25 protein-coding genes are annotated in these 21426 nt (G+C 63.7%); 15 read left to right on the top strand and 10 right to left on the bottom strand.

From position 1 onward, the window contains the following. Positions 1-90 precede the first annotated feature (90 nt). The gene (locus EL2594_RS02160) at positions 91-1068 is read right to left on the bottom strand and encodes a cysteine desulfurase family protein (RefSeq protein WP_267878788.1); all 978 of its coding nucleotides are present in this window, start codon (positions 1066-1068) and stop codon (positions 91-93) included. Between the two features lie 122 nt (positions 1069-1190). Here EL2594_RS02160 and EL2594_RS02155 point away from each other — a divergent pair, with 122 nt between their 5' ends. Together EL2594_RS02155 and EL2594_RS02150 are read left to right on the top strand one after the other, a co-directional pair. Next, positions 1191-1847 carry an alpha/beta hydrolase gene (locus EL2594_RS02155; RefSeq protein ID WP_011413405.1) on the top strand — a complete coding sequence of 219 codons (657 nt, stop codon included), beginning with the start codon at positions 1191-1193 and terminating at the stop codon, positions 1845-1847. 175 nt (positions 1848-2022) lie between these two features. Further along, positions 2023-2700 carry an energy transducer TonB gene (locus EL2594_RS02150; RefSeq protein WP_011413404.1) on the top strand — a complete coding sequence of 226 codons (678 nt, stop codon included), beginning with the start codon at positions 2023-2025 and terminating at the stop codon, positions 2698-2700. An 18-nt stretch (positions 2701-2718) separates the two neighbouring features. Here the strand turns inward: EL2594_RS02150 and EL2594_RS02145 are convergent, their stop codons facing one another. Continuing rightward, positions 2719-2922, bottom strand: a complete 204-nt coding sequence (locus EL2594_RS02145) for a hypothetical protein (RefSeq protein WP_011413403.1) — start codon at positions 2920-2922, stop codon at positions 2719-2721. Positions 2923-2986: 64 nt separating this feature from the next. On the opposite strand from EL2594_RS02145, the gene EL2594_RS02140 reads away from it, so the two are divergent. Then, positions 2987-4855, top strand: coding sequence for a DUF885 domain-containing protein (locus EL2594_RS02140; protein ID WP_011413402.1), 1869 nt, complete (start codon positions 2987-2989; stop codon positions 4853-4855). Here the strand turns inward: EL2594_RS02140 and EL2594_RS02135 are convergent, their stop codons facing one another. Next, on the bottom strand, positions 4856-5362 hold the full coding sequence (locus EL2594_RS02135; protein WP_011413401.1) for a DUF937 domain-containing protein: 507 nt from the start codon (positions 5360-5362) through the stop codon (positions 4856-4858). A gap of 109 nt (positions 5363-5471) precedes the next feature. Here EL2594_RS02135 and EL2594_RS02130 point away from each other — a divergent pair, with 109 nt between their 5' ends. Both EL2594_RS02130 and EL2594_RS02125 read left to right on the top strand, forming a co-directional pair. After that, complete coding sequence (locus EL2594_RS02130) at positions 5472-5852, top strand: DUF3597 domain-containing protein (RefSeq protein ID WP_011413400.1); 381 nt, start codon at positions 5472-5474, stop codon at positions 5850-5852. Positions 5853-5973: 121 nt separating this feature from the next. After that, the gene (locus EL2594_RS02125) at positions 5974-7599 is read left to right on the top strand and encodes an FAD-dependent oxidoreductase (protein ID WP_011413399.1); all 1626 of its coding nucleotides are present in this window, start codon (positions 5974-5976) and stop codon (positions 7597-7599) included. A gap of 21 nt (positions 7600-7620) precedes the next feature. On the opposite strand, the gene EL2594_RS02120 is transcribed toward EL2594_RS02125, so the two are convergent. The 3 genes from EL2594_RS02120 to EL2594_RS02110 all read right to left on the bottom strand — a co-directional run bounded on the left by EL2594_RS02120 (position 7621) and on the right by EL2594_RS02110 (position 10133). Continuing rightward, the gene (locus EL2594_RS02120) at positions 7621-7980 is read right to left on the bottom strand and encodes a hypothetical protein (protein ID WP_011413398.1); all 360 of its coding nucleotides are present in this window, start codon (positions 7978-7980) and stop codon (positions 7621-7623) included. Positions 7981-8103: 123 nt separating this feature from the next. Next, complete coding sequence (locus EL2594_RS02115; protein ID WP_011413397.1) at positions 8104-8322, bottom strand: hypothetical protein; 219 nt, start codon at positions 8320-8322, stop codon at positions 8104-8106. Positions 8323-8516: 194 nt separating this feature from the next. Continuing rightward, complete coding sequence (locus tag EL2594_RS02110; RefSeq protein WP_011413396.1) at positions 8517-10133, bottom strand: phosphoenolpyruvate carboxykinase; 1617 nt, start codon at positions 10131-10133, stop codon at positions 8517-8519. 233 nt (positions 10134-10366) lie between these two features. On the opposite strand from EL2594_RS02110, the gene EL2594_RS02105 reads away from it, so the two are divergent. The 8 genes from EL2594_RS02105 (at position 10367) to EL2594_RS02070 (ending at position 16491) form a co-directional block, all read left to right on the top strand. Next, a complete protein-coding gene (locus EL2594_RS02105; RefSeq protein WP_011413395.1) occupies positions 10367-11122 on the top strand; it encodes a response regulator transcription factor in 756 nt (251 codons plus the stop codon). After that, complete coding sequence (locus EL2594_RS02100; RefSeq protein WP_011413394.1) at positions 11115-12704, top strand: sensor histidine kinase; 1590 nt, start codon at positions 11115-11117, stop codon at positions 12702-12704. Before EL2594_RS02105 ends, EL2594_RS02100 begins: the two co-directional genes overlap by 8 nt. Next, entirely contained in the window at positions 12704-13123 is a 420-nt protein-coding gene (locus tag EL2594_RS02095; protein WP_011413393.1) for an HPr kinase/phosphorylase, read from the top strand. The genes EL2594_RS02100 and EL2594_RS02095 overlap by 1 nt, the downstream gene beginning before the upstream one ends. A gap of 77 nt (positions 13124-13200) precedes the next feature. Next, positions 13201-14106, top strand: a complete 906-nt coding sequence (gene rapZ / locus EL2594_RS02090) for an RNase adapter RapZ (RefSeq protein ID WP_011413392.1) — start codon at positions 13201-13203, stop codon at positions 14104-14106. A gap of 57 nt (positions 14107-14163) precedes the next feature. After that, positions 14164-14592: a PTS sugar transporter subunit IIA gene (locus EL2594_RS02085; protein ID WP_011413391.1), complete on the top strand. Its 429-nt coding sequence runs from the start codon at positions 14164-14166 to the stop codon at positions 14590-14592. Beyond that, positions 14589-14867, top strand: coding sequence for an HPr family phosphocarrier protein (locus EL2594_RS02080; RefSeq protein WP_011413390.1), 279 nt, complete (start codon positions 14589-14591; stop codon positions 14865-14867). Before EL2594_RS02085 ends, EL2594_RS02080 begins: the two co-directional genes overlap by 4 nt. 4 nt (positions 14868-14871) lie before the next feature. Then, positions 14872-15684, top strand: a complete 813-nt coding sequence (locus tag EL2594_RS02075; RefSeq protein WP_011413389.1) for a TrmH family RNA methyltransferase — start codon at positions 14872-14874, stop codon at positions 15682-15684. Positions 15685-15756: 72 nt separating this feature from the next. Further along, positions 15757-16491: a Crp/Fnr family transcriptional regulator gene (locus tag EL2594_RS02070; RefSeq protein WP_011413388.1), complete on the top strand. Its 735-nt coding sequence runs from the start codon at positions 15757-15759 to the stop codon at positions 16489-16491. Positions 16492-16666: 175 nt separating this feature from the next. Here the strand turns inward: EL2594_RS02070 and EL2594_RS02065 are convergent, their stop codons facing one another. Both EL2594_RS02065 and EL2594_RS02060 read right to left on the bottom strand, forming a co-directional pair. After that, positions 16667-16891 (bottom strand): hypothetical protein, encoded by a 225-nt coding sequence (locus EL2594_RS02065; protein WP_155805927.1) that lies wholly within the window; start codon positions 16889-16891, stop codon positions 16667-16669. Positions 16892-17143: 252 nt separating this feature from the next. Further along, on the bottom strand, positions 17144-18535 hold the full coding sequence (locus EL2594_RS02060; protein ID WP_041685559.1) for a DNA recombination protein RmuC: 1392 nt from the start codon (positions 18533-18535) through the stop codon (positions 17144-17146). A 94-nt stretch (positions 18536-18629) separates the two neighbouring features. Between EL2594_RS02060 and EL2594_RS02055 the strand changes: the two genes are divergently transcribed. Continuing rightward, entirely contained in the window at positions 18630-19031 is a 402-nt protein-coding gene (locus tag EL2594_RS02055; protein ID WP_041684979.1) for a four-helix bundle copper-binding protein, read from the top strand. A gap of 75 nt (positions 19032-19106) precedes the next feature. On the opposite strand, the gene def is transcribed toward EL2594_RS02055, so the two are convergent. Both def and recR read right to left on the bottom strand, forming a co-directional pair. Continuing rightward, positions 19107-19691 (bottom strand): peptide deformylase, encoded by a 585-nt coding sequence (gene def, locus EL2594_RS02050; protein ID WP_011413384.1) that lies wholly within the window; start codon positions 19689-19691, stop codon positions 19107-19109. Positions 19692-19785: 94 nt separating this feature from the next. Continuing rightward, entirely contained in the window at positions 19786-20382 is a 597-nt protein-coding gene (gene recR / locus EL2594_RS02045) for a recombination mediator RecR (RefSeq protein ID WP_011413383.1), read from the bottom strand. Between the two features lie 112 nt (positions 20383-20494). On the opposite strand from recR, the gene fmt reads away from it, so the two are divergent. Next, positions 20495-21400 (top strand): methionyl-tRNA formyltransferase, encoded by a 906-nt coding sequence (fmt, locus tag EL2594_RS02040; protein WP_041684977.1) that lies wholly within the window; start codon positions 20495-20497, stop codon positions 21398-21400. The last annotated feature ends 26 nt before the right edge of the window (positions 21401-21426 follow it).

Below are 21426 nucleotides of genomic sequence, written 5' to 3'. Positions count from 1 at the left end.
TCTTCCTTTTGGCGGACGCGGAACAGCAAGAAAGTACAGCCGTCGACGCTGCGCGTCAGCTTCGCTTCCGACAAGCTCAGGGCGAACGGGCTAAGCCAGGCTGCGCCAGGCCTCGGCAAAGCGTTCGAGTTCCTCGCTCGTCGTATTCCAACCAATGCTGACACGGATGGTGCGGCTGGCGGTGTCATCATCGACACCAAAGGCATCAAGCACTCGACTCTTCTTGAGCGTTCCAGAGGAACACGCGCTGCCCGCCGATACAGCAAAGCCCATTGCGTCGAGCCGAATGAGCAAGGCCTGAGCGCTCATTGTCGGGTGGGCGAGCGCGAAGATGTAGTCTGCCTGCTCGCCGAACGAAAGCACTGGGTTTCCGAGGCTGAGGGCGAAATTTTTCCGTTCTTTCGAGCTGGTGTTCCATGGCCCGGCCTCGAGCGCAGCCGCCATCCCTATAGCGCCCGCCACGTTCTCCGTACCCTGCCGATAGCCTCGCTCGTGCCCTCCCATCGGCTCCAGCAGCGCAAAATCCCGCACCAGCAGTGCGCCGATACCGATAGGCCCGCCGAATTTGTGCGCCGATATCACGAGCATGTCGGCATTCGGCAAATCGCGCTTACCCGCCGATTGGGAGCAATCGGACAGTACAAGCGCTCCTGTCGGCCTGATCGTCTCGATCATCTGCCCGACCGGGTTGACTACGCCCGTTTCCGAATTGACGTGTTGGATGGCCAGAATGTCATCGGCGCCGATTGTGATATCATCCGAATAGACCTGCGCATCCGGCGCCGCGCGGAATACCGCATCATGCTCGACTGCGCTGACGATCCGGCGCTTCGCCTTGCAGCGCTGCAGGCCGAGCGCCAGCGCCTCGCTCGCCCCGCTGGTGAAGATCACTTCGCCGTCCCAGCCGAGCGCGCGCTTCACCCGCTCGCGCGCATCTTCCAGCGCAGCCTTGGCCTTGCGCCCTTCGGCATGCGGGCTCGAAGGGTTGGCCCAGATGCGGAAGCCTTCCTCCATCGCCGCCTTCGCTTCTGGGCGCAGCGGGGTGGTGGCTGCGTGGTCGAGATAGATGCGGTCGGGAATGGGCTATGACCCCATGGTTACGATGATTGCGATTTTTCGAACGAACACTATATAGCGCGCACTTCCGGCGCGTCACCCGCGCCGTGCCAGCGCTAACAGGTATACCGTCCATGCCCACCGTGATCTTTCCCGGCCCCGAAGGCCGCCTCGAAGGCCGTTTCTCCCCGCCGCCGCGCCCGCGAGCGCCGGTGGCGATGATCCTGCACCCGCATCCGCAGGGCGGCGGGACCATGAACGAACAGATCACGCAGAAGCTCTACAAGACCTTCGTCGATCGCGGCTTTGCGACCCTGCGCTTCAACTTCCGCGGCGTCGGCCGCAGCCAGGGCAGCTTCGACAACGGGATCGGCGAGCTCTCCGATGCTGCCGCTGCGCTCGATTGGGTGCAGTCGATCCACGAGGAAGCGCAGGTAACCTGGGTCGCCGGCGTCAGCTTTGGCGCGCTGATCGGCATGCAATTGCTGATGCGCCGCCCGGAAATCCGCGGCTGGATCAGCATCGGGGCACCGGCCAGCATGTACGACTTTTCCTTCCTCGCCCCCTGCCCCGCCAGCGGCATCTTCATCCACGGCGCGCAGGATACGGTGGTGCAGCCGAGCAGCGTGACCAAGCTGGTCGAGAAACTGCGTACGCAGAAGCACATCACCGTGCACCACGAGGAAATCCCGCGCGCCAATCACTTCTTCCAGAACGAGCAGGACGAACTGATGGCCTCGGTCGACAATTACCTCGATTTCCGGCTCGATCCGGCCTGCCCGATCACCTGATCGGCAGGGCGCAAGCCCCTCGACTACAGACCCCGTCCGAGTAAGCGCCTGAAACAGGTGGCGATTTGCCACGCGATGACGCTTGACCATTAGATGTTATGTTGTCACATTACTCTCAGGGTCGCGTGGCCCTCTCGACGAAACCCGGACCACGCGAGAGGAAGGAGAGAGCCATATGGCCTATACAGATACTCGCAACACATCCGCCCGCGCGCCGGCCGTCATCGGCGTCGCCATCATCCACGCCGCGATCGGCGTGGTGCTCGTGACCGGTCTCGCCAGCACGATCTCGGAGACGTTCACACCGCCGCCGCTGATCGGCGGTCAGATCGAACTGCCGCCACCCCCGCCGCCCGAACCCACGCCGGAACCCCGTGTGGAGCCCGAGCCGAACGCCGCGCCGCCGGTCTATACGCCGGCCCCGCCGTTTCAGCTCGACCCCCAGCCTCCGGTGCTGGACACTACCGACCTGTTACCGCCGCCGACGCCGCTGCCGATCCCGAAGGCGATCCCCGGGCCCTCGCCGCGACCGTCCGTCACGCCTTCGCCCAGCAAGCTCTTCGATCCCGTCGCGCCCAAACCGCGCAACGGCGACTGGGTGACCGATAACGATTACCGCAGCAGCTGGATCAACCGCGGCTGGGAAGGCACCGCCGGATTCCGGCTCGAAATCGGCAAGAGCGGACGGGTCGAGAACTGCACCATCACCCGATCGACCGGGCACGGCGCGCTCGACGATGCGACCTGCGCGCTGGTCAAGCGCCGCGCCCGCTTCGAAGCAGCGCGCAACGATCAGGGCGACGTCGTGAGCGGCAGGTTCTCCAGCGCCGTTCGCTGGCAAATCCCCGAGTAGGAGCGGCCCGGCACGTCCTCAATCGGCCTGCTCGAGACGGTCCGTCGGCGCGGTGCCATCCGCGTCGGGGACCGTCCATATCAGCACATTGCCGACCGCGATGATCGCCAGCACCACCATCAGCCCCGCCTGTTTCCGCACCCCCTTGCGCCAAAGCGCAAAGGCCCCGAGCAGCAGCGCGAAGGCCGCCAGCATCAATACCGAGAGAACCACGTCCGTCATGATGCCGGGCGCGATAGCAGGGCGGGTTTGACTTGCCCACTCCCCCGCGCCACACCCCGTCGCCATGAGCGAAACACAATTCCAGATCACCCGTCGCCAGATGCTGGCCGGAACCGGCGCATCCGCAGCAGCCCTAACCCTGCCCGGCTGCGCAGCCGCAGGTCAGGCCGTTACCGAAAGCGCCAATGCGGCCACCGGCGCGGGCGGTCAGGCCGCTGCCGAAGCGCTGCTGGAACAGGTCGCGTGGAACTTGCTCGAATTGCAGCCCGAACGCGCGACAGGTCTGGGCGTCGATACCGGCGAGTATGCCTATCTGCGCGGCCAGCTGGAGGATACTTCGCCCGCCGGAAAGGCAAAGCTGAGGGATCAGCTTTTCATCGACCGCCAACGCGTCCGCAGTTTCCCGCGCGAAGGCCTCGATATCGATACGGTGACCAATCTCGATGTGGTCGAGAGCGGGTACGATGTCGCGCTGGCCGGGCTGGACCTGCCCTATGGCGACATCCCCGTCGGCAGTTGGCGCACCGCGCCCTATGTCGTCATCCAGAATGCCGGGGCCTATCTCGACCTGCCGCGATTTATGGATGCGACCCATCCCTTGCGCGATGCAGCGGATGTGGAGGCCTATCTTTCGCGCCTTTCGCAGGTTCCTTCGGTCCTCGAGGGCGAGCGCATCCGGATAGCGAACGCTCGCCTCCAGAGCGTCGTCCCGCCTGATTTCCTGCTGGCCAAGGCCACCGGCCAGATGCGCACCACGCTGCTCGACGCGCAAGAGGGTGGCGCGCTGCTCGAACCGCTGCTCAAGTCGGAGCTACCCGCTGCAACCACTGCCTCGCGCCAGGCCAAGGACATCATTACCAGTCGGATCGCGCCCGCCCTGGAGGCGCAACTCGCCGAGCTGTTCGCGCAGCAAAAGGTCGCGACCGGCGCGCCCGGCATCAGCACACGGCCCGGCGGCGAGGAATGGTATCAGTGGGCGCTGCGTTCCAGCACCACGACAAATCTCACCGCCGATGAGATCCATCGCCAGGGCTTGGAAGAATTGCGGCTGCTGCATGACCGCATGGACCCGATCCTGCGCGAGATCGGCTATACGTCGGGCACGGTCGGCGAACGCATGCAGGCACTGGGTGCCGATCCGCGTTACAAATTCTCCGAAGGCGACGAGGGGCGCGAGGAAATCTTTGCCTTCATCGACGAGCGGATCGACTGGATCAGGGCGCAGATGCCGCGCGCCTTCAACACGCTGGTCGATCCCAATCTCGAGGTGCGGCGCATCCCGCCAGCCGAGGAAGTCGGCGCGCCAGGCGCCTATGGCGGTGCGGGCAGCAAAGACGGTACGATTCCGGGCCGTTTCTGGATCAACCTGCGAACGACCGACCTGCATCGCAAATACGATCTCGCCGACCTGACCTATCACGAAACCATTCCCGGCCATGTTTGGGAGGGCGAATATTCCAACCGGCTGCCGCTGATCCGCTCGATCCTGGCGTTCAACCCCTTCAGCGAAGGCTGGGCGCTCTACGGCGAGCAATTGGCGGACGAGCTCGGCGCTTACGACGATTTCAAGGTCGGGCGGCTTGGCTATCTCCAATCGCTCGCCTTCCGCGCCTGCCGCATGGTGGTCGACACGGGCCTGCATTCGAAGGGCTGGAGCCGCGAACGCGCGGTCAATTTCTTCGTCGAGCGCAACGGCTCGAAGGCGCAGGAAGTCGCCAGCGAAGTCGATCGCTATTGCAGCTGGCCGGGTCAGGCGACCGGCTACAAGCTCGGCCATAGCCGAATCGTGGACCTGCGCGACAGGACCCAGCGCGAGCTGGGCAAGGCCTATGATCTCAAGGCTTTCAACGATGCCGTTATCCTCGGCGGCAACGCCCCGATGGACGTGCTCGCCAAGAATGTGGAGCGCTACATCGCCAGCGCGCGCGGCTGATCAGCGGCCCGAGAGCCCGCCAACGATTGCGCCGAGAATCCCGCCGAGCGGGCTTCCGCCTCCGCCCACACCCGAACCGACAGCTTGCGAGCCGCCTTTGGCGAGATAGCCCGCCACGGCCATCGCCAGCAGCGGCAGCATCTTCTTGAGCAGACCCTCGTCCAGCCCGGTGATCCCGGCCACTTCGCCGGCGACCGAACGACTGACATCCTTGCTGCCGAAGATCGTGCCGAGAATATCGTTGCCCTGCCGGGTCGGGGTTGGCTTTGGCGCGAGCACGCTTTCAAGCAGCCCGCCGCCACCCCCGCCAAGGATGGCTCCGGCGAGACCGCCCAAGCCGCCGAGCGCGTCGCCACCGCCTCCGCCTGTGGCGCTGCGCCCCATACCCGCCACGATTGCCGGGAGCAAAGCGCCCGCCGCCGTTCTGGCCACGCCCTCGTCGACGCCCAGCTCCTGCGCCATACTCGCGATGGCGCCGCTCTCGTTCAGCATCCGACCCAGATTCATGCTACGTCTCCCGTGTTGGAACTTCGCCGGTCCTTATCAGTCAATTCACCACACGCCAAAAAATGGCGTGCGCGCAGGCCCGCGCGAACCAGCGAGGAAGGACACGGACATGGGAATTTTTTCAAGCATCAAGAATGCGATCTTCGGTGACGATGAAGACGAGAAGAAGGCACCCCCGCCGCAGCCTCGCCCCGTGCCGACACCTGCCGCCTCGCCGACCCCGCAAGCCAAGGCCATGAATGCGATCGACGTCGTCGCAAGGCTCTCGGCGAAGCCGGGCGCGGACAGGCTCAACTGGAAGACCTCGATCGTCGACCTGTTCAAGCTGCTCGACCTCGACCCCAGCTACGAGAATCGCAAGGAGCTGGCGCAGGAGCTCGGTCGCACGGACTATTCCGGTAGCGCCGAGGACAATATCTGGTTGCACCGTGCGACCATGGCGGAAATCGCCAAGAACGGCGGCAAAGTCCCGCCGGAGATGCTGAACTAGCAACGGACCAAACAACAGTCGAAAAAGAGGGGCGGCTTCGGTCGCCCCTTTTTGTGACTCGCCCCCGACCCTATCTGGGTCGGATATCGCGAAGACCACGCACCAGTGTCAAAGGACGACCATGGAAAATTTCGGCGACGAACTCGAAACCATGAAGCGGGTGCCGCTGGCTGACGATCATGTTGCCGCAATCCGCAAGATTTCCGTCGAGCGCAGCTACGAGCCGGGCGAGATGGTCAGCGAGGTCGGCGAGCCGATGGATACCTTCATCTACTGCCTCGAAGGCGAGATAGAGGTGGTCGATCCGTATACGCGAGAACGGCTCATGGACGCATCGGTCGGTCCGACCCAGTTCGTGGGCGAAATCGGTTTCCTCAATCGCGGCACATGGTTCCTGCCGATGCGCGCGGCTAAGCCGACGAAGACCATCGAAGCCCCGCGCGAGGCCATGCTCGACCTGATGAGCCGGGTACCCGAACTCTCCGACCACATTATTACCGTCTTCGCAGCGCGCCGCCGCAAACAGTTCGAGCTCAAGAGCAGCTCCATCAAAGTGATCGGGGCCGATCGCGATCCAGCCGTGCAGCGCGTCGAACGCTTCCTCGCGCGCAACCGGATCCCCTTCCAGAGCTACGATCTCGACGGATCGGACAAGGAAACGGTCGAGGTCTGCACGCTTACCGACCATTCGCCCTCGGTGATCGTCGACAAAGACGAAGTGCTGGAAGATCCGACCCCGCGCAAGGTGGCGCAGCACCTCAATCTCGACCTCGACATCTGCAGCCAGCGCGTGTTCGACGTGCTGATCGTCGGCGGCGGGCCGGCGGGCGTGGCGGCCGCGGTCTATACCGGCGCCGAAGGTCTTTGTGCGCTGGTGGTGGAAGATACCGCCATCGGGGGGCAGGCCGGCACGAGCAGCCGGATCGAGAACTACATGGGGTTTCCGACCGGGATCAGCGGCACCGACCTCGTCTATCGCGGGCAAATCCAGGCGCTGAAGTTCGGCACGCGTTTCGCCATGCCGCGCCGGGTGGAGCATCTCGAACGGCGGGACGACGGCCTGTTTTGTGCGACACTCGACGATGGCGACGAGGTCTGCGCCAAGGTCGTGTTGGTCAGCACCGGCGTGCAGTATCGCCGCCTGCCGCTGGAACGGCTGGAGGAATTCGAAGGAGCCGGTGTGTTCTACGCCGCCACAGACATGGAAGCGCGCTTCTGCAACAATACCGAGGCGGTAGTGATCGGCGGCGGCAATTCTGCTGGACAGGCGGCAATGTACCTCAGTCGCACGGCGGGCCACGTTCATCTGGTCGTGCGCGGCGATTCGCTCGCAGAGTCCATGTCGAGCTATCTTACCCAGCGGCTCGAGGCAGACGAGCGGGTGACCATCCACTACAACACGCAAGTCACCGCACTGCATGGCGAAGGACACCTCAAAGCAGTGTCGTTTGAAAGCGGGGGCAAAGAGCGCAGGATCGACACCCGCGCGCTGTTCATAATGATTGGCGCGGCGCCCAATACCGGCTGGCTCAGCAACCTCGTCGAAACCGACGACAAGGGCTTCGTGTGCACGGGAAGTTCGGTTGGAAAGCGCTCGCCGTTCGAGACATCCTGCGACGGCATCTACGCGGTCGGGGACGTCCGCGCAGACTCGGTCAAGCGCGTCGCCAGCGCCGTCGGCGAGGGATCGGTCGTAGTGTCCGAGCTGTGGAGCTACATCGACGCACAGGAACGCGAAGTGGCATGATAGCCTCCCGCGCGGGTCAGGCTACTTCTTGCCGAACAAGCCCTTGGCCATTCCCAACACATCGTTGAGCGGATTGCCGTCACCGTCGCGGTCGAGCATGTCGAGAATGCCGGCTGCCTGCGGATTCTTTTTCAACTCGTCGGCATACTGGCCGAGCGATCCCTCGCCGCCGATCTGATCGACGATCCGGCTGAGCACCCCGGTATCGAGCCCGGTCTTTGCCGCCGCCCCTTCGACCGTATCGCCTGGTTCGCCGTGGGACTGGCCAAGCGCAGCGATCGCCTTTTCCGCGACCTCAGGATCGATGCCGAGTTTTTCCGCCATATTGGCGACGTCGGCATAGTCGCTGGCCTGACCGAGAATGGAGTTGAACAATCCCATATTTGCGCGTCCCTTCCTGAAGGTGGATCAAGGGGCTGACGGTAAATCACTTTGCCAGAAATGCGAAGCCCCGCTCTTTCGAGCGGGGCCAAGCCGATCAGGAATGCCGATCAGAGCTTCTGGTCAGGGGCTGACCGGATCGTCATCATTGTCCATGCTCTCGGAGATGAAGAAAGTGGCCACCAGCAATGCGAGGCCGAAACCGATAGCAATGCCGGCACCCGAGCCGCCGACTTCGCTCTCGCCTTCGATGGGGGCGCTTGTCGGCAGGGTTTGCGCGACGACGGGGCTTGCGGCCAGAGCGACAGCTCCGAGCGACAGAAATGCGTTCTTTATTTTCATTGATAAAACTCCGGTTTGTTTTTTTATCGGGTCAACCTCATCAACGTGCCGAAGGCTATAAAGTTTCAATGGGTTAATCGGTTGACCGCAGATAGCGACCGCTTCGGCCACCGAACGCTCCACCTGCGAAAAAAGGCCCCGCCCGCATATGATCGCAGTGCGGGGCCCTCCTCTCCAACTGGGAAAGCGCGGCTCTAGGCGGCCTGCGGCTCGCTGCTCGGCGCCGCCTGCCGGACGCCTTCATCGACATGCGCCGCGAACGGCTCGAAATTGTCGACGAACAGCTGCACCAGCTTCTGCGCAGTCGCGTCGTATTCTTCCTTGTCCGCCCAGGTGCTGCGCGGATCGAGGATCGTCTGGTCGATGCCGGCTTCTGCAAGCGCCGGAACGCTGACCGGCACGTCGAAGCCGAAGTTCGGGTCCTTGCGGAACTCGACATCGTCCATCTTGCCATCGAGCGCGGCATTGAGCAGCGCGCGGGTGGCCTTGATCGGCATGCGGTTGCCAACGCCGTACTTGCCGCCGGTCCAGCCGGTGTTGAGCAGCCAGCACTGCACCCCGCCCTTGGCGATGCGTTCTTTCAGGAGGTTACCGTAAACGCTCGGATGGCGCGGCATGAACGGTGCGCCGAAGCAGGTGCTGAAGGTGGCTTCCGGCTCGGTCACGCCGATCTCGGTCCCGGCGACCTTGGCGGTGTAGCCGGAAAGGAAGTGATACATCGCCTGGTCGGGCGTCAGCCGAGCGATCGGAGGCAACACGCCGAAGGCATCGGCGGTCAGCATCACGACATTGCTCGGCACCGGGCCGAGGTTTTCCTCGCTGGTGTTCGGGATATAGTCGATCGGATAGGCGCCGCGGGTGTTTTCGGCGAGCGTATTGTCGTCGAAATCGAGCTCGCGGGTTTCCTCGTCCATCACAACGTTTTCCAGCACCGTGCCGAACATGCGCGTGGTGGCGTAGATTTCCGGCTCGGCCTCTTCGCTGAGGCGGATCATCTTGGCGTAGCAGCCGCCTTCGAAATTGAAGACCGCCGTATCAGACCAGCCGTGCTCGTCGTCGCCGATCAGCGTGCGGCTGGCATCGGCGGAAAGCGTGGTCTTGCCGGTGCCGGAAAGACCGAAGAAAACCGCTGTTTTGCCATCGGGGCCGATATTCGCGCTGCAATGCATCGGCATCACGCCCTTGGCCGGCAGCAGGTAATTGAGAATGCCGAAGACGCTTTTCTTCATCTCGCCGGCATATTTGGTGCCGCCGATCAGGATCAGCTTCTCGCTGAGATTGACGGCGATCACGGTCTCGCTGCGCGTACCGTGGCGCTCCGGATCGGCCTGGAAGCTCGGCAGGTCGATGATGGTGTATTCCGGCGCGAACCCGTCCAGCTCGCTTGCCATCGGGCGGCACAATAGCGTGCGGATAAACAGATTGTGCCATGCGAATTCGTTGATCACGCGCACCTTCACGCGGTGCTCGGGCTGCGAACCGCCGAACAGGTCGGCGACGTAGAGCGTGTCCTTTTCGGCCACGGCCTTGAGGAAATCTTCCTTCAGCGCGGCGAAATGCTCTGGATCGATCGAAGCATTGTTGTCCCACCACACGGTATCTTCGGTTTCGCTATCGCGGACAATGAACTTGTCTTTCGCGCTGCGGCCGGTGTGCTTGCCCGTTTCCACCACCAGGCTGCCATATTTCGACAGGCGGCCTTCGCCGTTGTCGATGGCATGCTCGACGAGCTGCGCGGTGCCGAGGTTGGGATGGATCGTGGCATTGGTCGAAATGCCCTGATCGGCAAGACTGGTAGACAAAGCGGTCACGCTCGTAAGCTCCTGATAAACCGTAAGACGTGGGGGTCTCGTGCGAGGCCGGGAGCCTCGGTGCATACCTATGCATGGTCTGCTAAACCGCGCATATACAAACCGCCCGATTCCGTCAAACCTTCCCACAGGGCGTTGCGACAACGCAAGGCAAGCCTGCGAGGACATGTTGTCTCTCCACATCCCGCGCGCTAGTCAGACCGGCAACAGGCGCTGACTGGCGGAGATACGGTATGGCGGAACAGGCAGAGGCATCGGTGGACACTGCGACCAAGCGGCGCATCATTGCGCTGGTCGATGACGATCGCAATATTCTCACCACCGTGTCCATCGCGCTGCAATCCGAGGGCTACGACACGCGCGTCTATTCCGAAGGCGATACAGCGCTGAAGGCGCTGCTGGAGAACCCGCCCGACCTCGGTGTCTTCGATATCAAGATGCCGCGCATGGACGGAATGGAATTGCTGCGCCGCCTGCGCGAGCATTCCGAACTGCCGGTCATCTTCCTCACCAGCAAGGACGACGAGCGGGACGAGGAAGCCGGGCTCGAAATGGGCGCCGACGATTATATCTCGAAGCCCTTCAGCCTCCGACTGCTGCTTGCCCGCATCCGCGCGATCCTGCGCCGCAGCGGGCTGGAAGAGGGCGAAAGCGTCGGCACTGCACCCGGCGAAAGCGAAGTCGGCGAAACCTACGCGCGCGGGCGGCTAACGGTCGACCCGGCCCGCCACCAGGTCACGTGGGATGGCAAACCCGTCTCGCTGACGGTCACGGAATTCCTGATTCTGGAGGCGCTGGCGGCACGTCCCGGCGTTATCAAGAGCCGCAACCAGTTGATGGACGCGGCCTACCCTGACGAGGTCTATGTCGACGATCGCACGGTCGACAGCCACATCAAGCGCATGCGGCGCAAGTTCCGCAGCGTCGACAGGGAGTTCGGGGCGATCGAAACGCTTTACGGCGCGGGATACAGTTTCTCAGATGGCTGAACGGCGCTTCGCCACCGACATCGTCCGCCCTCTCGAGCGCATGAGCGTGCTCGACCGGATATCGCTGACCGCCCGCATCCTGCTGGTCAATATCCTGCCGCTCGCGGTGCTCGGTGGCGGCATTTTCTATCTCGACAGCTACCGTGCGCAATTGCTCGACGAGCGCTACAAGCTTGCCCGCATCGAAGCGCAGATCACCGCCGAAGCACTCGCCGGCGCAACGCGCGAGCGGCAGGAGGCCCTGCTGGTCCAGATCGGCAAGGAGCAGCGCATGCGGCTGCGGATGTTCGATGCCGAGGGGCAATTGTGGGCTGACAGCTTCGCGCTCGACGAACCGGGCTTCGCGTTCGATGATATTTCCGACGACACGTGGGAACAGCGATTTGCGCGCTGGATCGACCGGGCCATCGACACGATTGTCAGCGCCGAACCGGTCACCGACTATATCGAGCCCGAATCGCAGCGGGCCGATGCCTGGCCCGAAGTCGTCCGCGCACGCGAACAGGGCCTCAGCCAGATCACGCTCTATGACTGGGTCGATGGCACTCCGGTGATCACCGCCGCAGCGCCGGTCGGGCTCAACGGGGCGACGCTACTGACCACGCGCAATGCGGTAGACATTACCGAGGCGGTGCGCTCGGCACGTACCTCGCTGCTGATCGGCGTCGGCTTCGCCCTCCTTGCATCGACGCTGCTGTCGCTGTTCCTCGCGCGGACCATCGTCAAACCGCTGCAAATCCTCTCGCAATCGGCCCAGCGCGTCCGGCTCGGGCGCGAGCGCGATGTGGAAGTGCCGCGCCTGCCGCACCGTCGCGACGAGATCGGCATGCTTGCGCGGGCCATCTCGGATATGACCGACGCACTGCGCCAGCGCATCGATGCGGTCGAACATTTCGCCGCCGATGTCGCGCACGAGATCAAGAACCCGCTGGCCAGCCTGCGCAGTGCGACCGAGTCATTGTCAAAGGTCGAGGACCCGGAGCTGCGCTCGCAATTGCTTGACATCGCGACGCATGACGTGCGCCGGATCGATCGCCTGGTGACGGAGATATCCGACGCCAGCCGGGTCGATGCGGAAATTTCGCGCGCAACCTTCGAGCGGGTGGATATGGCCGCGCTGGTCGGCAATATCCTCGCGAGCCGGGAAAGCCGCGCCCTGAACGCCGGGCGCACGATCAACTTCGACCCGCCGGCCCGCGCGGCCCGCGTGATGGGCGTGCCGGTGCGCCTCGAGCGCGTGATCGACAATCTGCTCGATAATGCGGTCTCGTTCTCTCCGGAGGATGGGACGATCCAGATCGGCATGAGTGTGCAGGACGGCTGCGTCAGCCTGTCGATCTGCGACCATGGCCCCGGCATACCGGAAGCGGAGCGCGGGAAGATCTTCGACCGCTTTCATTCCGTCCGGCCCGAGGCCGAGGACTTCGGCAACCACAGCGGGCTGGGCCTCGCCATTGCGCGGACCATCGCCGAAGCGCACGGCGGCTCCCTGCTCGCAGACGATCGGCCCGACGGGCAACAGGGCGCCTGCCTCACGCTGTCGCTGCCCGAAGCGCGGACCAGTTCAACCGGTGCGCCCTGATGCTCTACCAGGCGAGCTGCGTCGCCATCGGCGGCCGGGCTGTCCTTATCGAAGGGCCACCGGGGGCGGGCAAGACCTCGCTGGCCCTCGCGCTAATCGATCGCGGTGCCAGCCTCGTGGGGGACGACGGGGTGAGACTGGAACGGCGCGGCACCCGGCTCTTCGCGACGCCCCCGCCGAACATCGCCGGCAGGATCGAAATCCGCAATGTCGGTATCGTGCACCTGCCGTGTGTCGAAGCGCCTGTCGCCCTTCTCCTGCGCCTCGACCCTGACGCCCCGCGCTACATCGAGGGGGCGGAGAGCGAGACACTGGGCAGCGTGCCCATCCCGCGGATCGCCTTCGCCTCGGCCCATGCCGCCGACGCGATCCGGGCCGAATATGCCTTGCGATTGCATGGCATCGACGTTGCCGGCTGACCCGGCACAAAGTCCCTATGCGCCTGGCGGCAAAAGCGCCTAGATGCAGCTGCCTCAACACGAGTCGGAAGAAGAACATGTCCGGTCGCCTCGATGTCTTGCTAGTCACTGGAATGTCGGGTGCCGGCAAGTCCACCAGCCTGCGCGTGCTGGAGGACCTGGGTTGGGAAACGCTCGACAATTTCCCGATCCGGCTGCTCGAACCGATGATCGGCGAAGTTCTGTCGAGCGACAATCCCGCACCGCTCGCTGTCGGCTTCGACTCGCGCACCCGTGGCTTCGTCCCCAACGAGATCATCGAATTGTGCAAGCGGCTGGTCCAGCGCGACGACCTGACGCTGACGACGCTCTTCCTCGACTGCACCAGCGAGGAGCTCGAGCGGCGTTTCAACGAGACCCGGCGGCACCACCCGATGGCGCGCGGACGCACTGCGCTCGAAGGTATTCGTGCCGAACGCGAAGTTATGGAGCCGTTGCGGCGCTGGGCGGAGGCCGTAATCGACACCAGCGAACTGGCCGCCAACGAATTGCAGCAGCTGATCCGCGAGCAGTTCCACCACGACGATCCGGCATCGCAATCGGTCACGGTCAGCAGCTTCGGCTTCGCGCGCGGGATGCCGCCGCTGGCGGACCTCGTTTTCGACATGCGCTTCCTCGACAACCCGCACTGGGTCGCGAACCTGCGCGAGCAGACCGGGCTCGACCCCGCCGTGGGCGAATATATCACCGCGCGGGGCGACTTCGACGAAATCTTCCAGCGCATGCGCGACCTGATCCTGGCGCTGCTCCCGCGTTACCGCGCCCAGGGAAAGGCGTATGTCCATGTCGCCTTCGGTTGTACCGGCGGGAGACACCGCTCGGTGTTCACTGCCGAGACCATGGCGCAGGCCTTGCGCGAGGCGGGATTTTCGCCCACTGTCGTGCATCGCAACCTGGCGTCGCGGGCTGCCGATCAGTTCGAAGGGCCGCAGGGCCGCAACTGACGCGCAGGAGGGCCGCAACGCCATGCAGGGCAACACGAGCGAGCGCATAGTTCACCCATGATTGGACTCATTCTGGTGACCCACGGCCAGCTGGCCGAGCAGTTCGTGGCCGCGATGGAGCATGTCGTCGGGCACCAGGGCGCGGTGGCGACGGTATGCATCGGCCCGAGCGACGACGCCGAGCAGCGTCGCGCGGAAATCGCCACGGCGATCGACGATGTCGATTCGGGCAACGGCGTGATCATCCTGACCGACCTGTTCGGCGGAACCCCTTCCAACCTGGCGATTTCGCTGCTGGAAACGGGCCGCATCGAGGTGATCGCGGGGATCAACCTGCCCATGCTGATCCGTCTCGCCGGCGCGCGCAAGACGATGGATGTCGTCGATGCGGTGGCCGCCGCACGGGAAGCCGGGCGCAACTACATCACCGTCGCTTCCGAATTCCTGGGCCAGAACGAAGCGCCGCCGGCCAAGAAAGCCTCATGAGCGAAGTGCGGCGCGAAGTCGTTATCGTCAACCAGCGCGGCCTGCACGCCCGCGCCAGCGCCAAGTTCGTCGGCGCGGTGGCCGAACTGCCCGATAACGTGCAGGTCAAGGTGGCGAAGGGCGGCAACGAAGCCGTCGGGGGATCGATCCTCGGCCTCATGATGCTTGGCGCGGCCAAGGGCGACACGATCGAGATCATCGTCGCCGGCGACGGCCGGGACCAGGTGCTGGAAGAGCTTTGCACACTGGTCGAAGACGGTTTCGGCGAGGAGTAGCGCCGTGACCCGCCGGCAGATCACCGGCTTTTCCAACCCGACGGTCAAGTATCTCCGTTCGCTGCGCGAGAAGAAGCACCGCAAGCGCGAGCGCAAGTTCCTCGCCGAAGGGTTGCGGTTGCTAACCGATGCGCGCGAATGCGACCGGGTGCCGGAGATGCTGGTGATGGCCGAACGGCGCGATCCGCACCCGCTCCTCACGGCGCTGGAAGAAGCGGTCACGGGCGCGGGCGGCGAGGTCATCGAAACCTCCGACGAGATACTCGCCAAGATCACCGGCAAGTCCAACCCGCAAGCGGTCGCAGGCGTATTCGCGGAGTGGAACACTTCGCTGTCGGCGCTGGACCGCCAGAGCGCACCGATCTGGCTGGTAGCGCAGGCTCTGCGCGATCCTGGCAACCTCGGCACCATGCTGCGCACCGGCGATGCCGTGGGGGCTGGCGGGCTTATCCTGCTGGATGATTGCGTCGATCCTTTCAGCGTCGAAGCCGTGCGCGCCAGCATGGGTGCGGTGTTTACCCAGCAGATCGCCCAAGCCCGCTGGGACGATTTCCTGCTGTGGCTCCGCAGCGGTGACGGACAATTGGTCGCCGCGTCCCTGCGCGATGCCGTGCCCTATCGCGGCGCCGCCTACGCCGCCCCGTGTTTCATTCTCGTCGGCAACGAGTCGCAAGGGCTGCCCGAAAATTACGAAACGGCCTGCGACTTGCGGGTGACCATGCCGATGCGCGGGCGCGCCGACAGCCTCAACGCGGCCGTCGCCGGAGCGGTATTGGCTTACGAAGTCCTGGACACCTTCGAGAACCCGGCCTCCTAAGCGCCGGTCTTGCCAAAAAGCCGAAACGGCGCTTAGCACTAGGACCGTTTTTTTAGGGTGGATGGGGACGAAATGCAGGATTTGCTCGCGAAATATGGCCGCGTGACTCAATTGCTGCCCGAAGACCGCAAAGTGTTTTCCAGTCTCGCGACCGAGACCCGCGAGTATGCACGGGGCACGAGGCTTTCCACAGACGAATTCGAAGCGCCGGACAGATTGTGGATCGTCGAACGCGGCCGCCTTTTCGCGTCGCAGGACCTTCCGAGTGGCGCGCGTGCCATCACCAGGCTCTATTTCTCCGGAGATATCGTCGGGACTGCGAATATCCCGTTCCATAAATCGACCCAGACCATCACGGTCAATTCGGAAGCGGTGCTATACCATTTCTCGCGGCGCAAGCTGGTGGATGCCTTCGTCAACATGCCGCGCGTGGCCGCAATCTTCTACACTTTCGCTGCGCTCGAGAACGCGATCCTGAACGACCGGCTGGTCTCGATCGGGCGAACGCGCGGGCGGGCTCGCCTTGCGTCGCTGTTGCTGGAAATCAGTTCGCGCCACAACCTCACCTTTCTGGAGCCGCCCGATCGTTTCGATCTCGGCCTGACCCAGGCCCAGATTGGCGATGCGATCGGCCTCACGGATGTCCAGGTCAACCGGCTGATGCGCTCGTTCGATCGCGCCGGTCTGATCCATCGAGACAATGGCAGGGTGCAGCTTCTCGACCCTGGCAAGCTCGCCGAGATGGGCCAGTTTCGCGACCGGTACGACGATCTGGACCTCGAGTGGTTCGAGGAAGACCACAAATGAGAAAAAACGCGATCACTGCTTTGCAGGGAAAGTGCCCTGCCGGCAGGTGGGGCAGCCGGCAGGGCGAGACCCGCGCCCGCCTCTTCAAGAAGTAGGCAGGCGAAGCCTCATTCGTATTGCAAAGTGGTGGCAGCGACCTTCTGCGCAAGATCGCTGCCAAGTTCGATTCAAGCGATCACGACCCGTTATCAAGGGGTGGTCGACCGATGAGCCATGCACCCGTTTCCGATACCATTTGCATGCTGCAGATCGGCCGCCCGTCCTCCAGCAACACCGCCTGGCGCCCGTTCAGGTGCTTCTTGGCGAGATTGAGCGCTCCGTCGAAAGAGAGGGCCGAGAAGTGGATTTCCTCGGCACCAATGTCTTGCGATCCGGAACATCTGAGCGAATAGTCGGCCATGCCTGCCTCCAGTGAGGCCAGTGATAGCGACTGCACGAAAGCGCGCATTATACTATGTTAGCGCGCTCGATATTGCCGCAACTGCGGGCGGTGGATCGGCGGTTTACAGTCGATCGCCGCCGATTAAGACCGTGACCTGCCATTCGCCATCCGCCCCGCCATGGCCAAACCATTCGTTGCGCGGATAGAGATGTCAGGCCTGCGCTGGTGCAGCCAGCGCGAGGAAAACCGCCACTATGGTGGCCCATCGCGTTACTCGGCAGCTTCCTCGCTCCCGTCGGTCAGAAGGTCGTCATCCGTGTAGCGCGGTGCGCCTTCGACCAGCGGGACCTCTTCGATTTCCTTGCCGATCTCGAGACCTTTCTCGGCCATGCGTCGGCCGGAGGTGAGGACATTGCGTTCGAAACTCCCGACGAACTTGTTGTAGTTCGCAACGGCCGTTTCGAGCCCGCCGCCGACGCGCTTCATATGTTCGCCCGCAACGCGCAGACGGTCGTAGAGCTCCGCACCCATGCGACCGATTTCCTGAGCCTCAGCCGCCATCTTGTCCTGCCGCCACACCTGCGCGACGGTTCGCGCAATAGCGACAAGGTTGGTCGGCGTCGCCAGCAGCACTTTGTTGTGGAAGGCGAAATCCCACAATTCGGGATCGTGTTCGAGTGCAGCGGCGACGAAATGTTCGCCCGGAACGAACATCACCACGTAATCCGGCGCTTCCTCGAACTGGTTCTGATACCCTTTCGAGCCGAGCGTCTGGACATGGTTGCGCATGGATTTCGCGTGCAGGTCGAGGTGCCGCTTGCGGGCGTCGTCGTCATCGGCCTCGAACGCTTCCTGATAGGCGTTGAGCGAAACCTTCGCATCGATCACCAGCTTCTTCTGCCCGGGTACGTTGACGATGGCATCGGGGCGCAGGCGACCGCTCTCGGTGTCCATCGACTGTTCGAGGTGGAAGTCCGTATGCTCGGCCAAGCCGCACTGCTCGAGCACGTTCTGCAACGCCCGCTCCCCCCAGCGTCCGCGCGCCTTGGGCGCGTTGGTCAGCGAATTGCCGAGCCGCTGCGCTTCGCGCCGAACCTCTTCCTGCCCGCGCTGCATGTTTTCGATCAGACCGTGCAACTGGCCGAACGCATCCTTGCGCTGGTTTTCCAGCGTCTCGACCTGCTCCTCGTATTTCTTCAATCGCTCGTCGACCGGCTTGAGCAGCGCGGCGAGTTTCTCCGCACTGGCCTTCTCCGAGTGGCCGAAGCGCTCGTTGGCGCGGGCGAGAAACGCCTCCTGCGCCTTGCCCAGCACCTGCGCGCCGGTGTTCTCGAACTCCTTGAGCAGCTTCTCGCGGCTTTCCTCCAGCAGGCGCTTCTGCTCCGCAAAACCCGCTGCCTGGGCTTTCAGCGCGGTCAACTCTTCGCGGGTGTGGTCCAGCGTCTCGGCCAATGCGTCGGCCCGCCTGGCCCGGTCGGACATGGTCGCAAGCTCCGGCGCCATCCTCGCCACGTCGTCGGCATATTTCTTCGCCTCGGCGTCGCGCTCATCGAAGCGCGCACGCAAGTCGGCGACAGGACGCGAACCGACGTACCAGCCGATCCCTCCTCCGATCGCGAGACCGAGGACAAGAGTGAGGATTATGAGAAGTGCGGGATCCATCGGCGGAACATAGTCGGAACGCACGTGCAAGCCAAGCCGCCCGCCGGAACCATTCCACCGATCCATGCGCTCCCTTCATGAAGGAGATTTCATCATGTCGATCAAGGAAATGATCAGGGAACATCCGCAGGTCGGGGCCGACTGGAACGAAGCGTTGGGCGAAGCGGTGAAACATGCGATGTACTGCGCGGCGATCTGCAATTCGTGCGCCGATGCCTGCAGCGCGGAGGAAGGCGATATGCGCGCGTGCATCCGCAAATGCATGGATTGCTCGGATATTTGCACCGCCACCTATCGCGTCGCGTCGCGCCGGACGGCGGGCAATGTCGGTATTATCGAAGCCATGCTGCGCACCTGCATCGCCGCGTGCGAGGCGTGCATCGACGAATGCGAGAAGCATGACAACGACCACTGCCGCCGCTGTGCGCGCATGTGCCGCGAATGCGCCGACGATTGCCTCAAGGCCCTGAACGGCATGGAACAGCGCGGCGAATAAGACCGCCACAAAGCCTGGAAAGAAAAGCCCCGCTTAAAAGCGGGGCTTTTTGATGCTGTCGAAACTCGCGACCGCTCAGGCGGCTTGGCGCATCTTCTTGAGTTTCTTCAGCGCCATCTGCTTCTTCAACCGGCTGAGGTGGTCGATGAAGAGGATGCCCTCCAAGTGATCCATCTCATGCTGCAGGCAGGTCGCCAGCAGGCCGTCGAGGTCTTCCTGGTGCGTCTTTCCGGTGAGGTCCTGGTACTTGACCGTGCAGGTCTTCGGCCGGTCGACGTCGGCGTATATCTCAGGGACCGAGAGGCAGCCTTCCTGATAGGTGCTCAGTTCCTCGTTCGGATCAATGATTTCCGGGTTGATGAAGATGCGCGGGTCGTTCTTGACCGGATAATGCTTGTGCGCGCCTTCCCCGTCGCCGTGGTCATGGCCGCATTCCTCGGGCTCGGCATCCATGTCGGGCTCCTGCAGGTCGATCACCAGCACCCGCTTTGGCACGCCGACCTGGATTGCGGCCAAGCCGATGCCGGGCGCGGCATACATCGTTTCGAACATGTCATCGACCAGCTGCTTGAGATCGTCGTTGAACTCGTCCGGCTGGACAGGTTCGGACACGGTCTTGAGCCGGGGATCCGGCACTTCCAGGATTTCACGAATAGCCATGCGCGTAATTTAGGCGCTGGGGCGGCGGGCTGCAAGCCAGCCTTTCCGATCAGAGTGACCGCCTAGCCAAACGGCCACCGCGCCCTCAGCGGCATTACTGGACAGGACGACGTGCCCTGAGCGCTTGCGCCAGCGTACCCTCATCCAGGTAATCCAGCTCGCCGCCGACCGGCAGGCCATGGGCCAGCTGGGTGATCCGCACGGGAAACTCTTCCAGCCGCTCGGCGATATAATGGCTGGTCGTCTGACCTTCGAGCGTGGCATTCATCGCCAACACGACCTCGTCGATGCCGCCTTCCTCGACCCTGCCAAGAAGATTTGCGATATTGAGATCTTCGGGGCGCACGCCGTCGAGCGCGGAGAGCTTGCCGCCCAGCACGTGGTAGCGCCCGGTGAAGAGCCTCGCGCGGTCGAGCGCCCACAGGTCGGCGACGTCCTCGACCACGCAGATCGATTTCCGGTCGCGGCGCGGATCGGCACAGATGCCGCAGGGGTTCTGCGTATCGACATTGCCGCAGGTGTCGCATTCGACCAGCCGGTCCTGCACGCCTTCCAGCGCTTCGAGCAACGCAGGCAGTGCGGTGTCGCGCTTCTTGACCAGCCACAGCACCGCCCGCCGCGCCGAGCGCGGACCGAGGCCGGGCAGCCGGGCCAGCGTGGAAGCGAGCTGTTCGATCTCTTGCGATGCCATGGGGTCCAACTAACCGTTCGGGCTAAGCTTGTCGAAGCCCTGCTCTTTCTTTTTCCCTCGCTGAAAGTATGGACAGCCCTTCGACAGGCTCAGGGCGAACGGAATAGGCAAGTTGCGCACAATCTTCATGGGAACTCCGGACTTCGCCGTGCCGACCCTGCGCGCGCTGCACGCGGCGGGGCATGAGGTGGTTGCGGCCTATACCCAGCCGCCGCGTCCAGCGGGTCGGGGCAAGAAGCTGCAGCCCTCGCCCGTCCAGAAAGCGGCGGAAGAACTAGGGATCGAAGTCCGCTCGCCCACATCGCTGAAAAAGGCCGACGAGCAGGAAGCCTTTGCTGCGATAAATGCGGACGTCGCAGTGGTCGCTGCCTATGGTTTGATCCTGCCGCAGCCGATCCTTGACGCGCCTAAGCACGGTTGTCTCAATGTCCACGCCTCGATCCTGCCGCGCTGGCGCGGGGCGGCGCCGATCCACCGCGCGATCATGGCGGGTGATGCGGTGACCGGGGTCACGATCATGCAGATGGAAGCGGGGCTCGATACTGGGCCGATGCTGGCGACGATCCGCACACCTATCAACGACAAGACGACTGGCGAATTGACAGAGGAACTGGCCGAACTCGGCGCAAACCTGATGGTCCAGACCTTGCGCGAACTCGACAAGCATGTGCCTATCGCGCAGGACAACGCGGAAGCGACATATGCGCCCAAGATCGACAAGGCCGAGGCGCGGATCGACTGGGCGAAACCGGCCGAAGAGGTGGTGCGGCACATCCACGGGCTCGCCCCGTTTCCCGGAGCATGGTGCGAGATCGAGGGCGAGCGGGTGAAGCTCTTGCGCGCAGAGATGGCGGGGGACGAGGGCGCAGCGGGTGAGGTACTTGACGATCAGTTCACCATCGCCTGCGGTACCGATGCGATCCGTCCGCTCCGCCTCCAGCGCGCCGGGAAGCCAGCCATGGACCTGGACGATTTCCTGCGCGGCAAGGCGGTGGCCAAGGGCACCGTTCTATCCTGATCCGTTCGTATCGAGCGGAGAACGCA

Origin of the sequence: Erythrobacter litoralis HTCC2594 (genome assembly GCF_000013005.1) — a bacterium.
GTDB lineage: Bacteria > Pseudomonadota > Alphaproteobacteria > Sphingomonadales > Sphingomonadaceae > Parerythrobacter > Parerythrobacter litoralis_A.
The sequence above is the reverse complement of the archived record's forward strand: the minus strand, read 5'-3'. Positions and strand labels throughout refer to the sequence as shown.

Coding starts and splice junctions, on each gene's coding strand:
- EL2594_RS02095 (WP_011413393.1), top strand. CDS start 12,704: ATGCTCTACCAGGCGAGCTGCGTCGCCATCGGCGGCCGGGCTGTCCTT.
- EL2594_RS02120 (WP_011413398.1), bottom strand. CDS start 7,980: ATGGGATTGTTCAACTCCATTCTCGGTCAGGCCAGCGACTATGCCGAC.
- recR (WP_011413383.1), bottom strand. CDS start 20,382: ATGGCATCGCAAGAGATCGAACAGCTCGCTTCCACGCTGGCCCGGCTG.
- EL2594_RS02145 (WP_011413403.1), bottom strand. CDS start 2,922: ATGACGGACGTGGTTCTCTCGGTATTGATGCTGGCGGCCTTCGCGCTG.
- EL2594_RS02150 (WP_011413404.1), top strand. CDS start 2,023: ATGGCCTATACAGATACTCGCAACACATCCGCCCGCGCGCCGGCCGTC.
- def (WP_011413384.1), bottom strand. CDS start 19,691: ATGGCTATTCGTGAAATCCTGGAAGTGCCGGATCCCCGGCTCAAGACC.
- EL2594_RS02140 (WP_011413402.1), top strand. CDS start 2,987: ATGAGCGAAACACAATTCCAGATCACCCGTCGCCAGATGCTGGCCGGA.
- EL2594_RS02125 (WP_011413399.1), top strand. CDS start 5,974: ATGGAAAATTTCGGCGACGAACTCGAAACCATGAAGCGGGTGCCGCTG.
- EL2594_RS02115 (WP_011413397.1), bottom strand. CDS start 8,322: ATGAAAATAAAGAACGCATTTCTGTCGCTCGGAGCTGTCGCTCTGGCC.
- EL2594_RS02135 (WP_011413401.1), bottom strand. CDS start 5,362: ATGAATCTGGGTCGGATGCTGAACGAGAGCGGCGCCATCGCGAGTATG.
- EL2594_RS02085 (WP_011413391.1), top strand. CDS start 14,164: ATGATTGGACTCATTCTGGTGACCCACGGCCAGCTGGCCGAGCAGTTC.
- EL2594_RS02100 (WP_011413394.1), top strand. CDS start 11,115: ATGGCTGAACGGCGCTTCGCCACCGACATCGTCCGCCCTCTCGAGCGC.
- rapZ (WP_011413392.1), top strand. CDS start 13,201: ATGTCCGGTCGCCTCGATGTCTTGCTAGTCACTGGAATGTCGGGTGCC.
- EL2594_RS02105 (WP_011413395.1), top strand. CDS start 10,367: ATGGCGGAACAGGCAGAGGCATCGGTGGACACTGCGACCAAGCGGCGC.
- EL2594_RS02060 (WP_041685559.1), bottom strand. CDS start 18,535: ATGGATCCCGCACTTCTCATAATCCTCACTCTTGTCCTCGGTCTCGCG.
- EL2594_RS02155 (WP_011413405.1), top strand. CDS start 1,191: ATGCCCACCGTGATCTTTCCCGGCCCCGAAGGCCGCCTCGAAGGCCGT.
- EL2594_RS02070 (WP_011413388.1), top strand. CDS start 15,757: ATGCAGGATTTGCTCGCGAAATATGGCCGCGTGACTCAATTGCTGCCC.
- EL2594_RS02130 (WP_011413400.1), top strand. CDS start 5,472: ATGGGAATTTTTTCAAGCATCAAGAATGCGATCTTCGGTGACGATGAA.
- EL2594_RS02065 (WP_155805927.1), bottom strand. CDS start 16,891: ATGGCCGACTATTCGCTCAGATGTTCCGGATCGCAAGACATTGGTGCC.
- EL2594_RS02055 (WP_041684979.1), top strand. CDS start 18,630: ATGTCGATCAAGGAAATGATCAGGGAACATCCGCAGGTCGGGGCCGAC.
- EL2594_RS02080 (WP_011413390.1), top strand. CDS start 14,589: ATGAGCGAAGTGCGGCGCGAAGTCGTTATCGTCAACCAGCGCGGCCTG.